At 54.7% G+C, this 19,113-nt stretch carries 14 protein-coding genes; 4 read left to right on the top strand and 10 right to left on the bottom strand.

Annotation, left to right across the window (positions count from 1 at the left end; all coding sequences use genetic code 11):
• Window positions 1-6: 6 nt before the first annotated feature.
• From EGT74_RS13970 to EGT74_RS13960, 3 genes are all read right to left on the bottom strand, one after another.
• Window positions 7-201, bottom strand: coding sequence for a hypothetical protein (locus EGT74_RS13970; protein WP_123847206.1), 195 nt, complete (start codon window positions 199-201; stop codon window positions 7-9).
• Between the two features lie 198 nt (window positions 202-399).
• Complete coding sequence (locus tag EGT74_RS13965) at window positions 400-1,029, bottom strand: hypothetical protein (RefSeq protein WP_123847205.1); 630 nt, start codon at window positions 1,027-1,029, stop codon at window positions 400-402.
• A gap of 14 nt (window positions 1,030-1,043) precedes the next feature.
• A complete protein-coding gene (locus EGT74_RS13960; RefSeq protein WP_123847204.1) occupies window positions 1,044-3,209 on the bottom strand; it encodes a TonB-dependent receptor in 2,166 nt (721 codons plus the stop codon).
• A 193-nt stretch (window positions 3,210-3,402) separates the two neighbouring features.
• Here EGT74_RS13960 and EGT74_RS13955 point away from each other — a divergent pair, with 193 nt between their 5' ends.
• Together EGT74_RS13955 and EGT74_RS13950 are read left to right on the top strand one after the other, a co-directional pair.
• On the top strand, window positions 3,403-8,586 hold the full coding sequence (locus EGT74_RS13955) for an AAA domain-containing protein (protein ID WP_123848905.1): 5,184 nt from the start codon (window positions 3,403-3,405) through the stop codon (window positions 8,584-8,586).
• A gap of 527 nt (window positions 8,587-9,113) precedes the next feature.
• The gene (locus EGT74_RS13950) at window positions 9,114-9,905 is read left to right on the top strand and encodes a hypothetical protein (protein ID WP_123847203.1); all 792 of its coding nucleotides are present in this window, start codon (window positions 9,114-9,116) and stop codon (window positions 9,903-9,905) included.
• A 180-nt stretch (window positions 9,906-10,085) separates the two neighbouring features.
• On the opposite strand, the gene EGT74_RS13945 is transcribed toward EGT74_RS13950, so the two are convergent.
• From EGT74_RS13945 to EGT74_RS13930, 4 genes are all read right to left on the bottom strand, one after another.
• On the bottom strand, window positions 10,086-10,358 hold the full coding sequence (locus EGT74_RS13945) for a DUF4242 domain-containing protein (protein ID WP_123847202.1): 273 nt from the start codon (window positions 10,356-10,358) through the stop codon (window positions 10,086-10,088).
• A gap of 210 nt (window positions 10,359-10,568) precedes the next feature.
• Window positions 10,569-11,612 (bottom strand): XRE family transcriptional regulator, encoded by a 1,044-nt coding sequence (locus EGT74_RS13940; RefSeq protein ID WP_123847201.1) that lies wholly within the window; start codon window positions 11,610-11,612, stop codon window positions 10,569-10,571.
• Between the two features lie 9 nt (window positions 11,613-11,621).
• Window positions 11,622-12,260, bottom strand: a complete 639-nt coding sequence (locus tag EGT74_RS13935) for a hypothetical protein (RefSeq protein WP_123847200.1) — start codon at window positions 12,258-12,260, stop codon at window positions 11,622-11,624.
• Window positions 12,261-12,373: 113 nt separating this feature from the next.
• Window positions 12,374-13,741, bottom strand: a complete 1,368-nt coding sequence (locus EGT74_RS13930) for an exonuclease domain-containing protein (protein WP_123847199.1) — start codon at window positions 13,739-13,741, stop codon at window positions 12,374-12,376.
• Between the two features lie 80 nt (window positions 13,742-13,821).
• Here EGT74_RS13930 and EGT74_RS13925 point away from each other — a divergent pair, with 80 nt between their 5' ends.
• Window positions 13,822-14,637 (top strand): mechanosensitive ion channel family protein, encoded by an 816-nt coding sequence (locus tag EGT74_RS13925; RefSeq protein WP_123847198.1) that lies wholly within the window; start codon window positions 13,822-13,824, stop codon window positions 14,635-14,637.
• A 127-nt stretch (window positions 14,638-14,764) separates the two neighbouring features.
• Window positions 14,765-15,013, top strand: coding sequence for a hypothetical protein (locus EGT74_RS13920; protein WP_123847197.1), 249 nt, complete (start codon window positions 14,765-14,767; stop codon window positions 15,011-15,013).
• Between the two features lie 63 nt (window positions 15,014-15,076).
• On the opposite strand, the gene EGT74_RS13915 is transcribed toward EGT74_RS13920, so the two are convergent.
• The 3 genes from EGT74_RS13915 to EGT74_RS13905 all read right to left on the bottom strand — a co-directional run bounded on the left by EGT74_RS13915 (window position 15,077) and on the right by EGT74_RS13905 (window position 19,100).
• Window positions 15,077-15,781, bottom strand: a complete 705-nt coding sequence (locus EGT74_RS13915; RefSeq protein WP_158618150.1) for an SRPBCC family protein — start codon at window positions 15,779-15,781, stop codon at window positions 15,077-15,079.
• A gap of 177 nt (window positions 15,782-15,958) precedes the next feature.
• Window positions 15,959-16,543, bottom strand: coding sequence for a type 1 glutamine amidotransferase domain-containing protein (locus EGT74_RS13910; protein WP_123847195.1), 585 nt, complete (start codon window positions 16,541-16,543; stop codon window positions 15,959-15,961).
• Window positions 16,544-16,658: 115 nt separating this feature from the next.
• On the bottom strand, window positions 16,659-19,100 hold the full coding sequence (locus EGT74_RS13905; RefSeq protein ID WP_158618149.1) for an AsmA family protein: 2,442 nt from the start codon (window positions 19,098-19,100) through the stop codon (window positions 16,659-16,661).
• Window positions 19,101-19,113 lie beyond the last annotated feature (13 nt).

The following is a 19,113-nucleotide window of genomic DNA, read 5'->3' as shown; positions in this document are numbered from 1 at the left end:
TGTAATTTACAGTTGTTTTTTTACCCAGTGCCCTTTCCATAACCAGAGGCCCGAGAGTACGATCAGCGGAAAGAATACGAACTGAACGGCGGCCGCCGCATTCGGGATGCGGGCCACCGGCCCGTAAATATAACCGATCACCGGGATGCTGAGCACAATATGGAGCCAGCGTATGATTTTCCGTTCTGTGGATGCTTTCATTTTTAAAATACTTAGGTTCATGATGTTATGAAAATTGCCTGTTTTGTGTTGGAACAACACCAATATCCCCGGTGCTCAACCCGCCTGTTACTTCCCTGCGATGCCGCTTCCCTCCTGCCTTTCACGTCCTTCGATCCTGTTGTGCCGTTTTAAACATTTCATTGTCACCGGCTTTCAGATGGTGGATTTATTTTAGGTTCAATCCACACGAATCGCTTTTTCACAATCTTCGCGGCCCCATTGCGGCGCGGTGTCGGAAGCGGGCTTCACATCGAACTGTTTGAGCGCCTCCGCGAACAGTTCTCTGGCTTTTTTCTTGTCGCCGCCCCACATCGCGGGTGTCTGGTATTTGATGTGACCGTCGAGGTACAGCGCACGGGGATTACCGGGGTCAGCCTTGCGGGCCTGCGCCAGCTGCTGCCCTGCCACGGGGCCGTACTTGCGGCCGTTGCTCATCGGGTCGGCTTCCACCCTGGCGCGGTTGATGAAACTGTACACGGTGTACACTTCTGCGAGGTCCTTTTTGTTACCGGCCGGCGTCACCAGCGCCACGGCTTTTTTGATCTGCGCTTCGGCCTGGTCGGCAAAGAGCATGGCTTTGTCTTTGTGGAGGAATGCCAGCCGCATGTTGCTCACGGCGGCGTAGTACGTTGGCAGCCAGTCGTCCGGCGCCGCGCCGGCGAGGCGCTGGAATTCATTGGCCAGCTGCTGGTATTCGCCCGCGGTATGGGCGGCGTTGAGTTTGGAAACGGCCCCTGCGAGCGGGGTTTGGGCTTTGAGGGTAAACACTGCCAGCAAAGCGGCGAGAGATGCGATGATCCTTTTCATGTTGTGTGATTTGATTATAAATTCTCGTTAAGAAAATCGTCGGTTCTGTCGATGCCCAGGCTCATAAAGATGCCGATGAAAAAATTCCGTGTAGCCGGCAGCGTAACGGGCATCCTTCGCTGGCCGTTGTAACTGTACTCATAGCCGAATACCTGCCTGGTGCCCAATAGGTTGTTGATGCCGGCTGCAATTACGGTGAAGTCTTTTTCCTTCCATTTCGGGAACAGGCTCAGCATATGGGCCAGGCCGAGGTTCAGCACGTTATAGGTTTTGGCGGTGCCTTTGTCGCGCAGCACGCCTTTGGCCGAAATATCATAATAAGGGCGGCCGGCGGCCAGGGCATACGAAATGTTCACGCTCGTGCGGATGGGCTCGAAAAATCGTTTGGCCACTACCGTGAGGGTGTGCGGAGAAGCGAACGAGGGGGCCATCATCTTCGGGAAATCCAGGTGGTTGCGTTCGGTGTGGAGGTACGAATAACTCACCCAGTAATCGAGCCCCTGCACGCTTTTTTTATCGCGCCAGAAAAACTCGACGCCCCTGGCATGCCCGCTACCGCTCATATCGAGGTGCGGCGCCGTTTTGAGGAGGCGGTGATATTGTTTGTAGAACAGCTCCGCCCTGAACAGGCGCCCGCTGCTGTGCCGCAGGTAATTGAGGATGTAGTGCGATGCTTTCGCCTGCGGCAGGTACGGCGCCGCCAGCAGGTACCGCGTTTCGGCCTTCTGGTAAAACACGCCGTATGCCGCGTTCAGCTGCGAGCCGTCGCTCAGCCGGTAAGCCATGCTGATGCGCGGGGCGAGCACGGCGTCGCGCAGTATCGTTGAATATTCATACCGTAAACCGGTGCGGAGTGCGAGGGAATGATAAAGTTTCCATTCCATTTCGGCGAAACCGGCGTAGAGATGGTCCTGCTCGCCTGCCTGCACTTCGCCGCCGGCCTTCAGTACGTGGTTGCCGGTGAAATAACGGCTCACCACGCCCTTGGCCTGCCAGAAGGTGGCGGTGCCGTTATAGTAGTTTTCTTTTTGCCGGAAAGGCGTGTCGGGGATGAAGACGGGGTTCTTTTGAGCGTCCGTCAGGGAGCGGTGGATGTCGGTGGAGTTGTGATTGAAGGCCGTGGCCAGGTCGAGCCGCCAGTTTTTGCCGGGCGTGCTGCGGTGGCTGATGTTCACATACAGGTTCCGGTCCTGCGCCTCGAATTTGTTTTTCAGTCCCGCGCTGTCGATATCATCCCGGTACAGCCCCGTCTGGTTGTACCCGAAATTCGCATACACCTTCAGCATGCCCGTTTTCCCCGTTCTGGCGCGCAGGTTCGCTTCGGTCACCGAATAGGCCGGCCCTTTGGCGTATTCCGGGTTTTGCGGCACCAGGCGGGCGTAATACTGCCAGGTCATGTACCGGGTATTCAGGCTGAAGCTGCTGCGTTTGTTGCGGGCGAGCCGCTGCACGCCGGCCACGGCCACCATGGGCGAGATGCCGATCACGGCGGAAGATTTTTCCGGCAGGTCCTGCGTTTCCATGATCAACGCCCCGCTGAGGCCCTGGCCGTATACGGCGGAATAACCGCCGCTGCTGAAGATGATGCCGTCGAAGAGGAACGGCGACGAAATGCGGTTGAACTGCGGCAGGCCGGGCAGGGTCACGAAATACGGCTGCGGTACGAGGGTGCCGTCTACGAACTGCCGCGTTTCCTGGCCGGTGCCGCCCCTTACGAACAATCCCTCCCGCTCCCCGATCTGCTGGGCGCCGGGCAGGGTGCGCACGGCGTTGGCCACATCGCCGCCGTTGCCGGCTACGGATATCACGTCCATCGCCGTCATCACCGCGCCCTTGCTCTGATCGCCGGCGGTGAAGCTGCCGGCGGATACCACCACCGGGGCCAGCGTGGCGGGGTCTTTGTCGAGGGTGATCTCCACCGGCACGTTGAGCTGCACGGGCTGCTGCTTCGGTTTGTAACCGATGTAACTGATCACCAGGTGGAGCGCACCGGTGGCGCGGGTGGGGAAACTGAACCTGCCGGCGGAATCGGCCGTGGCCCCGTCTGCCGTACCGGCGAGGCTCACGCTGGCCCCTTCCAGCGGGCGGTTGTTTTTATCTTTCACCCTTCCAATAATCTGTTGCGAAAAGGCGTTATAGGAGGCTGTAACTGTCAGCAGGCAAAGTAACAACGTTTTCATGCCGGGAGCTTTTAGCGCAAATTAAATCCGTCTTTCCCCGGCGGCCGCCCCGGATACAGCGAGGCGGAAGAATTCAACATCGAAGCGGAAAATGTGGATGTTTTGCACTTGGCCCCCACGACGGAAACCGGTAATTTTGGGCAGCCCGAATATGCCCGGCTATCTCAGTTCAGCTTAATTATTTACCTTGACGATGATCTCTTTCCGGCAGTTTCTGAAAACCGCCTTTCAACACGGAGCCTACACCACGGACGATGTGATCGCCGCCGTTCTCCCGCTTTTTAAAAGCGTACAGCGCATACACGACGCCGGCCTCGTAGCCGCCTTCGACCAGGATGCCCTGCTCGCGGACAACCGCACCGTTCATACCGATGAACTGCTCGCCCACGCCCCGCTCGACGCACCGGAACGGGTGGCCGCGCTGTTTCAGCAGCATAACCCGCACTTTGAAGTGGTGGATAAAGTGAAACTGAAAACGGAGGACGACCGTATCATCAACCTGCAGGTGCATAAAGATCCGCAGCAGCCCCTGCAGCATGCGGCGTATGTGCCCGGTTTCAGTGCTTATGAAATACTGCTCGGCCACCACGACCAGCAAACGGATATTTTTTGTCTCGGCCAGGTGCTGGCCGCCGTGGCGTTGGGGCTCGATCTCTATGATCCCGAAAACCTCGACGAACTGGCCGCACAGCGCCTGCACCCCTTGCAGCATAAACAGATCCATCCCGCCGTAGGCACGCTCATCACCGAAATGACGGAGCTCGACCGCGCCCGGCGTACGCAGGACTTACAGGAAGCGATCCACCGCCTCGAAAATTACCGCGACTTCGATCCCGAAAAACAGACCGACCTCACCGAGGTAGCCGGCTGGGTGTACAAGGAACGCAGCGCCCGGCAGGAATTCATCCTCAACAAACTGCGCAACCGCCTCTTCGACACCAGCCGCCGCAACCGGTTACTGTTCTATAAATCCAACGCCCGCTTCGCCAACCTCACACTCAGCAGCGTGCCGATGGTGCTGCATCACCAGAGCATCCGTCCAGAGTTGCTCTTTACCTGGAACGACGAGATCGCGGAGAAAGTGACCGGTATGCAGGAACTGTCGCTCAACAAATACCTCCGTTTCGAAGATCATCCGTACCTGCCCGCCGTGCTGAATAAAATCAGGCTCGAAGCCCGCCGCGACGTGCAGGAATACGGCTTCAGCCAGCTGAAGCTGGTGGTGGCCTTCCTCAAATGGCATAATCTTCCCGAAGAGCCCGAAGAAAGCATCCTCAGCCCCCTGCTGCTTATCCCGGTAGAACTGAAAAAGAAAAAACAGACCGGCGGTGATCAGTACGTGCTCGAGATCACCGATAACAATGCCGAAGTGAATCCCGTGCTGGCCAACCAGCTAAGGGAACTGTACGGCATCGTGCTGCCCGATATGATCGACCTCGAGGAAACGACGGTGGAAGCATTCCACCGACAATTGCAGGTGCAGGTGGAAGGCGCCAACCGCGGCATCGTGCTGCAATACATGCAGAAGCCTCGCATCCGCCTGATCTATAAAGAAGCCCGTGAAACGCTGCAGCAATACCAGCAGAAACTGAAAAAGGACATCCCCGTACCCGCCGCCGTGGCCGATCATGAACTGTTCGAACTGGCGGACGGGCAGCAGAACCCCTATCGCTGGGAGTTCGACACCTGCCATGTGGTGCTGGGGAATTTCAATTATAAAAAGATGAGCCTGGTGCAGGACTACAACGCGGTGATCGACCAGCCGCAGCAGCACCCGGTATTCGAACAATTATTCAGCGCGGAGCCGAAACCCCTGCCCTCCGCCATGGAGGCCGCATCGCTGCCGGATGAGTGGTATCATGTGATACAGGCCGACCCCACGCAGACACAGGCGATCCTCCAGGCCCGCAACGGGGAAAGCTATATCATCCAGGGCCCGCCGGGCACCGGCAAAAGCCAGACCATCACCAACCTCATCGCCGACTTCGTGGCACGCGGCAAACAGGTGCTGTTCGTCTGTGAAAAAAGGGCCGCGCTCGACGTGGTGTACCACCGCCTCAAACAACAGGGGCTCGATGAGCTGTGCTGTTATATTCACGACAGCCAGGGCGACAAGCGCAGTTTTATCAAAGACCTGAAGCTGACTTACGAATCGTTCCTGAAGGCCGGCCCGGACCTGCACAGCGTCACCGTCAAACGCAACGCCCTGCTGCATAACCTGCAACGGCAGCTCGAACTGCTCCAGCATTTTCATGATACGCATGCCGGTGAGCAGGAACAGGCCGGTGTGGGCATCCGCAGCCTCATCGAACGGCTGCTGTCCCTCAAACCACAGTTGCAGCCCCTAGAGGCCGCGGTGGAAGAAACCGTGCCTCATTACAAACTGTGGCTACAATACGGTGCGATGGTGGAGCAACTGGGCGATGCGCTCGAAGAAAGCGGCGCCGATCCCGTGTTTGCCGTGCATCCCCTGAGCAAAGTGAACGAACAGGTGTTTGCCGCGGAGCAGCCGATTACCCGCCTGCAAACGCTCATCACCACCAGCACCGCCCAGCTCGACGATATACTGCAAACCCTGCAGGCCACCGGCGTGAAAGCCGAAACGCTCGACGCGTTGCAGCACCTGGTGCGCCATGCCACCCTCCTGCTGCCCCTCGCCGAAAGCGGCAACCTGCAGCTGGTGAACCCGCAAACGCCGCAGGCCCAGAACTTCGCCAAAGCCGTGCAGCAATGCAAGGCGCTGCAGCAGGCCGCCGACCAGGCTGCCGCGCAGAACGCCGGCTGGGTGCAGAAGTTCAGCGAGCAGGATACGCTGCAGGCGCTGGCCATCGCCGCGCGGTATGAAAATTCGTTCTGGCGTTTCCTGTTCGGCAACTGGCGCCGGCTGAAAAAACAGATGCAGGCGCAGTACGACTTTTCCCGGCACAGCGTACCGCCCGTGTACAGCCAGCTGCTGGCTTTGCTGAAGGAAGAGTACGACGCCGCCCGCCGCCTCGCCGATACGCGGCGCAATACCCAGCAGCATTACCACATCGACAATATCGAGCTCACCTGGCTTTCCATCGAACGCCTGCGCAGCGGTCTCAACGATCCCGCGCTGCAATACCTGCTCCAGCACCCGCAGGCCGAAACCACGGTGATACAACTGGCGCGCCTCTATGAGCCGATCCACCGCCTCGACCAGGGCCTGCAACAGGTATTGCAGGACGCGCCGCCACAACAGTTCCGCACACTGGCCGACCTGCTCGAAAGCATCCGCCTCAATGCGCCCGCACTGGAAGAACTGCTCCCCGCGCTGGGCAATTACATCGGCATGCCCGCCGCCTTCAAACAGGCGCTGCGCGCCCTTCCCTGGACGCCTTCGGAAATGGAAGCCGGCATGGCCCATAAAACCCTGCGGCATTTTTACCGTCACGATAAAACATTCGCCAACACCACCGGCCAGACCGTCGAAAAAGCCGTGGAAGAGATCAGGCATTGTTACGGCACGCTGCTGCAGCTGAATGCCGACTTCATCCGCGCGCATGTGCGGGAGCGTTTTAAAGAACACGTGCAGCTGTCCGGCAAAGCCGCCTCGCAGCTCGAGCCCGCGCAGCAGGAAGAAGCCCGCAATTATGCCGAAGGCCGTAAACTCCTCGAAAACGAGTTCGCCAAAAGCATGCGGTACAAAAGCATCCGCGAGCTCACCAGCCGCAGCAGCGGCCTGGTGCTGAAAGACCTGAAACCCGTATGGCTCATGAGCCCGCTCAGCGTGAGCGATTCCCTGGCGCTCGATCAGCCGTTTTTCGACGCCGTGATATTTGACGAAGCCAGCCAGATCACGCTGGAAGAAGGCGTGCCTTCCCTTTACCGCGCCCCGCAAACGATCATCGTGGGCGACGATAAACAGATGCCGCCCACGGACTTCTTCTCCGCGAAAAGCGGCGACCCGGACGACCTGGAGCGCGACGATGAAGAGGACGAGATCCTCAGCGCCGACGCCGACAGCCTGCTGGTACAGGGCGCCCGTAAAATGAACAGCTACATGCTGGGCTGGCATTACCGCAGCCATTTCGAAACGCTGATCAGCTACAGCAACCACGCCTTCTACGACGCCGGCCTGCTCACCATCCCCGACCGCAGCATTCACAGTGCGCCGAAACCCGCTATCAGCGTCAAGGAACCGTCGGACGCCATGTTCAACGTGTCCGCCCTGCTCGACCGCAGCATCAGTTTCCATCACCTGCCCGGCGGCACGTACCTGAAACGCGGCAACATCGCCGAAGCCACGTACATCGCCCACCTCGTTCGTGAAATGCTCCTGAAAAAACGCCCCGAAAGCATCGGCATCGTAGCCTTCAGCCAGGAGCAGCAGCATGCCATCAACACCGCGCTGGAAACACTGGCCGCCAACGACAGGAAGTTCGAGGAGCTGCTCGAAGACGCCACCGAGCGCATGGACGAAGGCCAGTTCACCGGCCTGTTCGTGAAAAACCTCGAAAACGTGCAGGGCGACGAGCGCGACATCATCATCATGAGCGTTTGCTACGCACCCGACCATCGCGGGAAGATGTCGATGAACTTCGGGCCCATCAACAAGAAAGGCGGCGAAAAACGGCTGAACGTGATTTTCAGTCGCGCGAAACAGCACATGGCCGTAGTGAGCAGCATCCACCATCACCAGATCACTAACGTCTACAATGCCGGCGCCAACTACCTGCGCCGCTTCCTCCAATACGCCGAAACCGTGAGCACCGGTAACATGCAAATGGCCGGCAACATCCTGCACGGCCTGTCTTCCGGCCGCCACGCCGCCCACCGCCGTGCGGGCGGTACCGTTATCCTCGGCGAGATCCGCGAACAACTGGAACAGCAGGGCTTTTCCGTCAGCGAACAGGTGGGCCAGAGCGGTTTCAAATGTTCCCTCGCCGTAAAAGCCAGGCCGGACGACAAAGCCTACACCCTCAGCATCATCGTGGACGACGAGCAGTATTACCAGCACGAAAACGTACTGGAACAATACTACCAGCGCCCCGCGATCCTGGAAAGCTTCGGCTGGAAAACGGTGACGGTATATGCGAAAGACTGGCTCCTCCAGCCCCAGCGTGTACTGGAAGACCTGCTGAAACACCTCGGCAAAACCGCCGATGCCGCCCCGCTCAACAGCCTGCTCCCGCAAGACAACCTCCCCGACGGCACCATCCGCCTCTTGCAGGGCGAAGGGAAAAATGAGAAGTTCTGGGAAATCGCGGTGAGCGGCGCCCGGTTATTCATCCGCCAGGGCAAAACGGGCACGAAAGGCCAGATACAGGTGCAGACCTGTATGGATGCCGCGGATGCGGAGAAGCAGAAAAATACGCTGGTGGATGAGAAGAAAGCTGCGGGATGGCGGGTGTAGTTTCACCGGTTGATCACATCACTCCTTCAAACAAACATCTTTGTGAAAAGCGATGGTTATGGCTATTGGTAGCCCGTTGCCCGCGTATTCTATGAATCGGGAGTGGCCGCAAATATTGAATAGGATGAAGAAGGCGGAAGGCTCGCAAGGCTTAAACAGGTGATTCCGCAAACGTGTGGCAACGCATTGAATACCAAACGGAGTAATCGGTAATAAGTTTTGCTAACCAAGAGGCGTAAACCCCTAACCGGAAGCCCAAAAAGGGGGAGCTTCAACAGGATTTTCCTACTATAGCGAGCAATCCCATCGTAAGTTTGGATTCTCAAGCCTCAATCGGCTTGAAAGCTTTACTGACATTGTATTTACAGAGAGTTGAGCCCTTGTTCCTTCCTTGTTCCGCCCTATTCTATCCCTTGTTGATTCCTTCTTTTAAAAGAAGGAACTAACCAGGTGGGAAATAGCTTGTTGGTAGGTCTGGGAAATAGTGTTAAATTCAGTTCCTATTGTTTCACCCTAAAGCTATCACTATGGGATTCCTTGATCCGAACGCTACACAGTTTACCGGCACCGTTGGTGACTTTACTTACTACCGCCTCCCCGGCATCGACCGCATTATTGTCCGCAGGAAAGGCGGGGTATCGAAGAAAAGAATCAAAAAAGCCCCCGAGTTCGAGCGCACCCGGCAGAACAACGTGGAATTTTCCGGCTGCGCAAAGCTCGCCGCCTACATCCACGACCAGCTGCACCCCGTTGCCCGGCTGGCGGATTATAACGTCTTTCCGCCACTGACCGCCATCATGAAAAAAATCCAGCTCAAATGCGACACCGGCAATCGCGGGGAAAGGAACATCCGGATTTCACGGTACAGATTTCTGCTGGAAGGGTTTCAACTCAACCGTGTTCACCCTTTCGGCGGCATCATCCGCCAGCCCCTGCATGCCTCCATCAACCGGGAACAGGGCACCGCTACCATCGAAGTGCCGCCGCTCATTCCCGGGATGAACCTGTTTTCGCCGTGGAAGGCGTCGTACTACCGGCTGGTGTTCAGTTTCGGCCCTATCCAGGACTTTATGCACGACCCTCAATGGGACTACCAGCGGTGCCCGTACCCGAGAAGCCGGGAAACGAAGGATACACCCTGGGTGCACCTGACGCAGCCCACAGACCGGCAGACGATCACGATGCAGCTGCCGCATGCGGCAGCTGAAGACGAAACGCTGATGTTAGCGATAGGCATTCAGATGGGCTCACCGGAGCCGGACGGGGGGATTTGGGGTAATGCGAAACAGGGGGCCGGGATGGTGTTGAGGGTCGGGTAAGGGAAAGAATGCGGAACTAAAATCTTACTTGCTATAGAAGAACTAATTTACGGCATTCCCGGAATGTATTGAATCTTCATGTTATCCCGGTACTGCTCAATACGAGTTTGGAACCTGTAAATAACTATCTACAGGCTTTCTCCTTTTAGGAGCCAGGGGTTTCAAATGTGTTTATAAGTCCTACTCTGCGGTTGCAGGATCAATAATAGCAGTCACCTGGTTGACGGCATTCGCAGGGAACCCGCCCTGTTTTGCGTGCTCACGGACCAGTTCCTCGTTAGCCGCGAAATAAACGCAGTAAATTTTATCGCCGGTCACATAGCTGTGTATCCACTGAATTTGGGGCCCCATATTGCTCAGGACGCCACAGGAAGTTTGTGAAATTGCTTTCAATTCTTCTCCTGACAATTTTCCTGCGCCGGGAATTTCGCGTTCGATAACATACTTAGGCATAATTTTACGATTTAGGATTTAAATTCTCGCGTTGTCGGGGTCTTTTACAGGATTTGGCGCTTTAGGGATAGCTAATGGAGTAATGAAAGAAGGGAAAAGGTGATAAAAAGTTATACTTAAAGGTAGGTATTATTTAAAGATATTCGGGATTCGGCACAAAAATCTTCATTTGCTCGGCAAGTAGTAGCAATGCTTGTGTACATGGGACATTTATTTGCGAACAACCCGGAGTTTAATCGAATCAAAATATAACCTTTCCAGATCGTTCATGCTGCACATCAACAATTTGGCTAATTCTTCCTTGCTATAATCAAGATCTGACGTATAGGTTTCAATAATCTCTGAGATAAGTAATGGCTTTTCTTTAGGAATACTAACGGGCTCGGATTTTCGATAACCAAGTGTGCCCATTTGTATCCAAAGATATTTGTATTGATTGGGGGTGATTTGGGTCAAGGTATTGGCATATTTTAATAATGCCTGCATTGAGATATACCAATATGCCTTCAAGTTGGCCAATTTTTCGATAGTTAATTTTTGAAAGCTCAACCCAACCTCGTTTTCCGGCATTAAGAGCTCAATGGCAAATTGGTATGCCTCACTTTCCAAATCTCTTCCATTTTCAATTTTAGCGCCAAAGTGCATAACAAGGTGTCCAAGCTCGTGTGCTATAGTTAGCCGGTATCTATCGGCCGGTAAGCTCTTGTTAATGAAAATAACTGGAATCTGATTTTGTATAAATGTACTAAGCGCATCCAGCTCCCCAAGTTCCAGCTGAATAATTGGAATCCCGTTATCTTCAACAAATTTGGTCAGATTTGAAACTCGTCCTTTGGGGATCTTCCAATAATCACGAACATATTTCGCCGCAATGTTAGCTCCGCCGTCCTGATTAATATCCCATTTGGGGAGATTTACAGGAGGCAATTCCACTGCATCGATCAACTTCCAGAAATGCCACTCAGCTAATGTCATTTGAGCAACATATTGTTTCATTTTTTTCACTGAGGTCGACAATTTCCGCCTGTAATGACCTTCTACGACAAAAACCTTTCGTTCCTGATAGAAAAAAGATATAGGATAATCTAACACTTCGGAAATCTTAGCAGCAAGACTTTCTTCACAGGATAAAGTCTCATTCTCAATTTTAGAAACGGTGCCCTGCTCCACCCCGAGCTTGATCGAAAGCTCCGTCTGAGTTAAAAATCTTGATTCTCGTGCTAGTTTTAATATTTCTGCATTAAAGTGTCTCATGTAAGGAAATTATTCACCGTCCGTACCCGTCTTCTTGTCGCCGGTGTGTGTGCCCTTTTTGGCCTTAATTCTTTTTTCAATGGCTGGAAATAGTTCGTCTGCTCTTTCGCTATCAAAATCCAATCTCATTTGTTCCACCCGATAATTGCCGGCCTCATCCACCCATTCCAGGACTGAGCCAATCCAGCATGCGATGTAAGCCCCTTTGATCTTTGAGAAGGCTTTATCGGGAATATATCCGGCGAACAACAGTGTTGGCTCGTTTGGAAATCCCTCAATAAATCCCTGTTTCATGTATGTCTTGTGCTGTGAGGTTTGTAAATTACGCACGGCATAAGTATCATCCATTTTTTTGAATCTGATAAACAACTCCTCATTAATTTGTACACCAAAAATTCCTCTGAATTCATCCACTTTTATACCGGCCTTTCCGCTCAGAGTATTCATCGCGTATTTCTTGATCTGTTCATGAACTATCCCTGCCTTCGTTCTCATCTTGTAGCTAACCGGCCCTCCTTCCAGCGTATTTATGAATTGCCATATTTTAAGGAAATCCTCAAAACCATTGTCGATAGAATTGAAAATCTCATTTCGGGTTTCTCCCAGGATAGCCAGTGCGTCCTGAAGTCCATAAATCTTCCTTTCCATTGAATGAATTTAATCAAAGGTACATAATTTTACTTTTTATTAGAAAAATATTCCACTTTTTCAATAAAAAATATTCCAATCTAAGAAGCAATTAATACATACGGTGCAGGGGCCTACAAATTCACCAACCTCGCCGTTTTCGACCCGGTATACTGCCGCAGCAGGTTGCGGATGAATTCATTCTCCGGGTACTGCGTTAACATGTCTTTCAATGCGGTGCTGTCGGATACGGCTACATCGCGCGGCAGGTATCCCATGCCGTAGAACTTTCCTTTTTCCATGAGGATGCAGCTCTGTTCCGTGGCCGTTCTGCCGCCGTCGAAGATGGCGAAAGAGGGCTGGCTGGCCTGCAGGTGCAGGATGGCGGCCTGGACGCGTTTGTTGTAGCGGTGGGGCTTTTCTTTCTTTTCGCAGGCGCCTTTGCAGGTTTTTTCGGCGAGGCCCACGCAGGCGTCGTGGTCGGTTTGCAGGAAGCAGAGTTTGTGGCAGAGCTTGAACGCTTTCACGAGGTCGCGGAGCAGCTGGTGGCCTTCCGTGAGGAGGTTGAAGGTAAATACGGGATAAGTGTATTTGCGGCGTTTTTCGATGGCCAGGCGCAGGTAGCCCTGCTGGTCTTCGAAGGTGTAGATGCCGAATTTGAATTCGATGCGTTTCTGGGCGTTGTTGTACTCCGGCCAGAGGCGGCGTATTTCGATGGATTCGAGGATGAAGGCCATCAGTTCCGTGCCGGTCTTTTCATAGCTGATGCTGTGGATGTTGCGCAGGAATTCCTGGCGCTGGCGGCCGGCGCTGTTGCCGGTGAAGTGGCTGGTCACGCGTTTTTTGATGTCGCGGGCCTTGCCTACGTACACCACTTTGCCTTTGGCGTTATGGAAATAATACACGCCGGGGCACGAAGGCAGGTCGGCCACCTGTTCCTGCGGCAGGTGCAGGGGCAGCCATTTTTCGCGGGAACGGGCATGGAGCGCCTGTGCGATGGCGCCTTCAGTGTCGGCCGTGAGGATGCGCTCAAAAACCTGCACGGTGGCCAGGGCGTCTCCGGCGGCGCGGTGGCGCTGCTGGATATTGATCCCCAACTGGCGGCACAAATTCCCCAGGCTGTATGAAGGGAAGCCGGGAAATACCTTCCGGCTCAGCCGCACCGTACAGAGTTTTTTACTTTGCAGGGTATAACCGCAGCCGTCGAGCTGGTGTTTGAGGAAGGAATAGTCGAAATTGACGTTGTGGGCGATGAAAATCTGGCCCTGCAGCAGTTCGAACACTTTATGGGCTACCTCGTCGAAATAAGGCGCGTCGGCCACCATTTCGTCCGTAATGCCCGTCAACGCCTGGATATACCGGGGGATCGGGCGGCCGGGATTCACTAAAGTCTCGTATTGCTCCACGATCTCCCGGCCATCGTGTACATAAATGGCAATTTCCGTAATGCAGCCGGCACTGGCGTGCCCTCCTGTTGTTTCGATGTCGACGATGGCGTACATACGGCAAATATACGGATTGGTACGCAAGGTATTTGCGCAGCGCTACGGCTGCTGGTGCGTTATTTGTACCCATCCCCCCTATGGAATGGACGCAACTGATTTTCGACAAATTGCAGCGCTGGGGCGAAGCCGCCATCAGGATGCTGCCGAACCTGGCCCTGGCCATCGTCATTTTTATCGCTTTTTACCTGCTGGCGCGCCTCATCCGCAGGCTGGTATACCGGATTTCATGCAAAATCTCCGATAAAACGGCCATCAGCAACCTGATCAGCGGCATGGCCTACTTCGTGGTATTCACCATCGGCATCTTTACGGCCCTGGAAGTGCTGAAACTCGACAAAGCGGTGTCGTCCCTGCTGGCGGGCGCAGGGATCATCGGCCTGGCGCTGGGTTTTGCGTTCCAGGACCTGACGGCGAATTTCATCTCGGGCATTTACATCACCTTCCGCAAACCGTTCGATGTGGGCGACATCATCGAAACCAACGGTTTTACGGGCACGGTGGAAAACATCCAGTTCCGGAGCTCCACCATGCGCACGTCCGACGGGTTGTACATCATCATCCCCAATAAAGACATCTTCCAGAAACCCATCATCAACCACTCCCTCACCAAAGAGCGGAAAATAGAGCTGAGCATACTGGTACCCTTCAACAAAGAGCCGCCGCCGGTGCTGAACGAGATCATCGACACCATCCGGGGGATTTCGAGCCAGGAAGAACTGCTGGACGACGACCGCCCGCCGGAAGTGTTTTTCTCCGGCATCGAGGGCACGAACCTCAAGCTGACCATCACCCTCTGGATCGACAACAACCATATCAGCGCCTATAACGCGGCCCGGCACAGGCTGATCACCCAGGTGCTCGACGCATTGCGTGGAAAACAATTACTCCCTTAATTGTTGTTGGGCAATGAATTACACATATTTATAGCTGTTTCCGCTGCTGTTAAGGGTGGAGCGGATTTTGCCGCAAACCAAAGACATCACCGTTTAATGCAATTGTCAACATAAAAACTTTTCTATTATGAAATGGCGAATCACACCTATTGGTATTATTACAATTTTTGTAGTGTTTATTATGGCCCAGGGAAGCAGCAGCTTCTCCAGCCAGCCGGCTCCTTCGCATACGGACGGAATAAGCTGGAACGCGCTCGACACGGTACCGGATAATCCGCAGGACTCTACCAAGAAGAAGAAAAAGAAAGACAAACACAAAGACCGTGACACGTCCAACCAGCCGAAACCGGATACATTTAAAACATTCAGGCCATAGCATACAGGATGTTGGTTGTGAAAAAAGAAACCCCGGTGGAATCACCGGGGTTTCTTGCGTTTGTCAACCGTAAAGATGTTCGAGGTGATGTTTGAAGTTCTTGACATCGTGCTTCACCAGCCGCGCAAACGCGGGGTTCAGCAGTTTGGCGAGCCCGGCGCCGGCATACCCGGCGGGCGGGCGGTATGATATCGTCACGTAAATGATCGTGCCGCCGCTCAGTGTTTCCCTGAACCGCACCTTCCCGGCGTTCATCACGGTGGCTCCTTCGAGCGAGCGCCAGCCGAAAAAGTCGTTTTCCCGTTCGTCCACGATTTCCGCGTCCCACTCGAGGGTCAGGTCGCCCATGAGTTTCACGGTCCAGTGCGAACGGTGGTTGTCGAGCAGGTGCACGTCGTGCAGGTGGCCCATGAATGCGGGCAGGTTGTCGAGCTGCCGCCAGTAGGCATACACGTCGGCAATGGGCGCGTCCACGAGCACGGAGGTGCGGATGTTGATGGCCTTTGCATGATGCGCGTGATCGTTGCCTTCGATCATGGCCTTGATGGGGCAATTGCCGGAAATACCGCGGTACAGCAGGTAACCGCCGGCGAGTACCTGGCAAAGACCGTTTACAGGCTTTTTGCCGATGCCGCAAATACCGGAATACAGCAGGGCAGCGCCTGCGGCGGCGGATAAAATACGGCCGTTCTTCGATACGTTGATGAGGGTAGAGTTTTCGTACATGTACCCCGCCTGGGGTTTGTCCATTTCGTGTTCCTGGTCCATAGCATCTGTTTTACGGTGATATTGCCAAATTCCTTGCTGGAATATGAAAGGGGTGATATTCAATTTGTTAGGTGAATAGCTGTTGTGTATAAATTTACGCATTCTTTTCCAAAACGTGGCGCGGGGCGCTTGTAAAAACAGGAAGGCGACTTTTGCAAACCGCCTTCCCGCTTTGGGTTAACCTAACTGATGGACGCCTCTGGATCTTGAAAGGTGCTGTCCCTCTGCAATTTCCTCAATCATTTTCTCACAGAAAGCCGGCAGATCGTCCGGTCTGCGGCTGGTGACAAGCCCGTTGTCGACCACCACTTCCCGGTCGGACCATGCTGCACCTGCATTCACCAGGTCAGTTTTTATCGAAGGATATGATGTCATCTTGCGGCCCTGCACCATGCCTGTTTCGATCAGCGTCCAGGGGCCGTGGCAGATGGCGGCGATGGGTTTGGCCTCGTCGGCGAAGCCTTTGACGAATTCCACCGCCTTTTTGTTGACCCGCAGCAGATCGGGGTTCATCACGCCGCCGGGCAATACCAGCGCATCGTAGTCGGCCGACTGTACGGCATCCACTGTTTTATCCACGGGGTATTCGCCACCCCAGTCGGTGTGCGCCCATGCTTTCACGGATCCTTTTTTCAGGGAAATAACTTCCACGGTGGCGCCTGCTGCTTTTAAAGCTTCGATGGGTTTGGTGAATTCCGATTCCTCAAATCCATCGGCAACCAGTACCGCCACTTTTTTGTCCTGCAGATTTTTCGGTTCCATCATGGCTGTTTTAGAGATGAATAAAAAATGATTACGGATAGATGCAGCAAAAAAAGCGCCTGCCTGCAGAAGTGGCTGTAGTAAAGGGTTTGAAAATGTGGTAGTGGGGATTTATTTACTCATTTGTGGGCTCATCCTTCCCCTTTCCGAGTTTCAGCTTCACCTTTCCGCTGCCATCGTCGACGGCGTTAAGGTTGATGACGATGCCGCTTTTACGGCGTTTCCGCAATTCGTCGGCATCGGTCACTAGCTCGTCCTTTTTCGGGTTACGGAGCGGCACCTGCATTTTGATATCGGTGCCCCTGGGCATGCCGTACACGCCTTCCAGCTGTATATTCAGCACGCTGCTGGCGATGAGCATGGGACGGATGATGATTTTGTTGCCGCGGATATCGAGTGTGTTGTGGATGCGCTCGAAGGTGATGTTGCTCATGTCCCGTTTGCGGAACACGAAACGGCCGAGGTTCTCGAGGGGCTCGAAATGCACGAGGGCGCCTTTGTTCAGGTCGAAGGTCACGGAGCCGAACATGGAATGCGGCTTTACGGTGGCGTCTTCGCGCATGCCGCCAGTGATGTTGGCGGTGGCGGAAAAGGTGCCTTTCAGGTTTTTGGCTTCGATGCCATCCTGCCCGAAGTTCTCGAACGAGCGGAACAGCTGGTCTACCTGCACCTGGCGGATGCGGGCGTCCATCCTGAACTTATCATTGCCGTTGCCGGCATGGTCGATGTGGCCGTTCACCACCATGGAGCCGCCGGCGGTTTGCAGCGCCACCTCGAATACGCGCACCTGCTCTTTGGACAGGTGCAGGCCGGCGCGCACATTGTCCGCCGCAAACTGGCGGTAGCGGATTTTGTTGACGGCCAGCTGTATGTTCACGCTGCATTCCTCCAGCACCACTTCCAGCTGCCGCAGCACGCGGGAAGCCTTGTGGCGCTGGTTTCTGGAGGCGGCAGCCTGCTTGCGGTCGCGTTTCACAAAAAAGCGCTGGAACTCGTTGAGGTTCACGAGGGGGCTGTTCAGCGTCCAGTCCATTTGTATTTTCTCCGGCGCGGCGAAATAGAAATTGAGCATGTTTTTGATACTGCCTTCGAGCTGCATGGTACTGCTGCCGCTGCGCAGGCGCACGTTCCGGAAATAAAGGTCGGCGCCGGTGAAGTCGAGCGTGGCCTGGCATTCCTGCACCGTCTGGTTGCGGGGTACGTATACGAAACCGCCGTCTTTGATCTGCACCACGCCTTTGATATAACCGGCCACCGTGTCTTTCGGGTCCCATCCGCCGGCATACTCCAGGTCTACCAGCGCAGTGCCCTTCGTGAAATTGAACAGGTGCGCGCCGATGGGATGCGTGAGCCGGGTGAGCGGGAACTGTGATTTGAAACGCCCCGTGAGCACCGGCTGTTGCAGGTTCAGCACGCGGATGGTATCCGCCGAAACCGGGATGCTGTCGAATTCCGCCCGGAAGTCGTATATACTTAACCGTGAATTGGCGCTGTTATGCCCCATGTTGGGGTTTACTTCATTGAGGAACGCGCCTTTGAAGCCGACCCGTTCCAGGGAAATGTTTTTGCCGGTCATCACGTTGTTGTCCGTATTCCAGGTTACCCGTACATAGGGCGTATCGCGGAACTGCATCCGGCCGCGCACATCGGCGTAAACGTTGAGGGGTTTTTCAAAATCGAGACTGTCGAGCTTGGAAGAAATATTCGGCGTTACCAGCGAGGTGGCCATCCGGAACGGGATGCTCTCCGCCGCGATATGGAGGTTAAAATGAGCGGGCCGGGTGGAAAGGTTGAACTCCGCGGCGATCTTCACCGGCTGCCCGTCGAAGCGGAAGGGCTGTTCGGCGATGTTGAGGATCTTTTTGACCTTATCCCAGCTGACTTTCACGTCGGCCGTGAGCGTTTTGTCTTTGGCGTAACTGCCTTTGGAGGTGTTGAAAGTAAGGTCGAGGATTTTTATTTCCTTCCGCACCCGGCACACCCATCCGCCGTTTTTATAGTCCATATCACCGCGCAGCGACCGGATATCGAGGCGGTATAATTTGAATTTGGGCTGGTTCTCGAAGGTGAACAGGATATTGCGCATCCGGATATCCCGGATGGTGGGCTCTTTGGGTTTGGCGGACGGCGATTTCTTTTTGCCTTTGAACAGGTAGGTGTTGGAATACCCCGTACTGTCGGTATACAGGTAAATGGCGCCGTTTTCCAGCGTGATCTGCCGGATATCGACCTGGTTGCGAAGGATGGCGAAAGGGTTCACTTTCACGAAAACCTCCCTGACGTCGAGCAGTGTATGGCCGTGGCGGTTAAAGAGGCTGTCTTTCAGCGTCACATCTTTCAGGGTCACGGAAATATTCGGGAAACCGCGGAGCAGTGAGGGTTCCATATCGCGGATCACCAGGTCGCCGTCGATGGTTTCGCTGAGCTGTTGCGTGATTTCGGAAAGGATGGCCTGTTTGCGGCTGCGCATCACCAGGGCCAGGATGAGCCATAATACGATCACCAGGGCCAGCAGGCTTCCAGCGGAAATGAGTGAAATTCTTATCCAACGCGGCATGTACGGACGGTTA

Origin of the sequence: Chitinophaga lutea (genome assembly GCF_003813775.1) — a bacterium.
Taxonomy (GTDB): Bacteria; Bacteroidota; Bacteroidia; order Chitinophagales; family Chitinophagaceae; genus Chitinophaga; species Chitinophaga lutea.
This window is presented reverse-complemented; position numbering and strand designations above follow the sequence as displayed.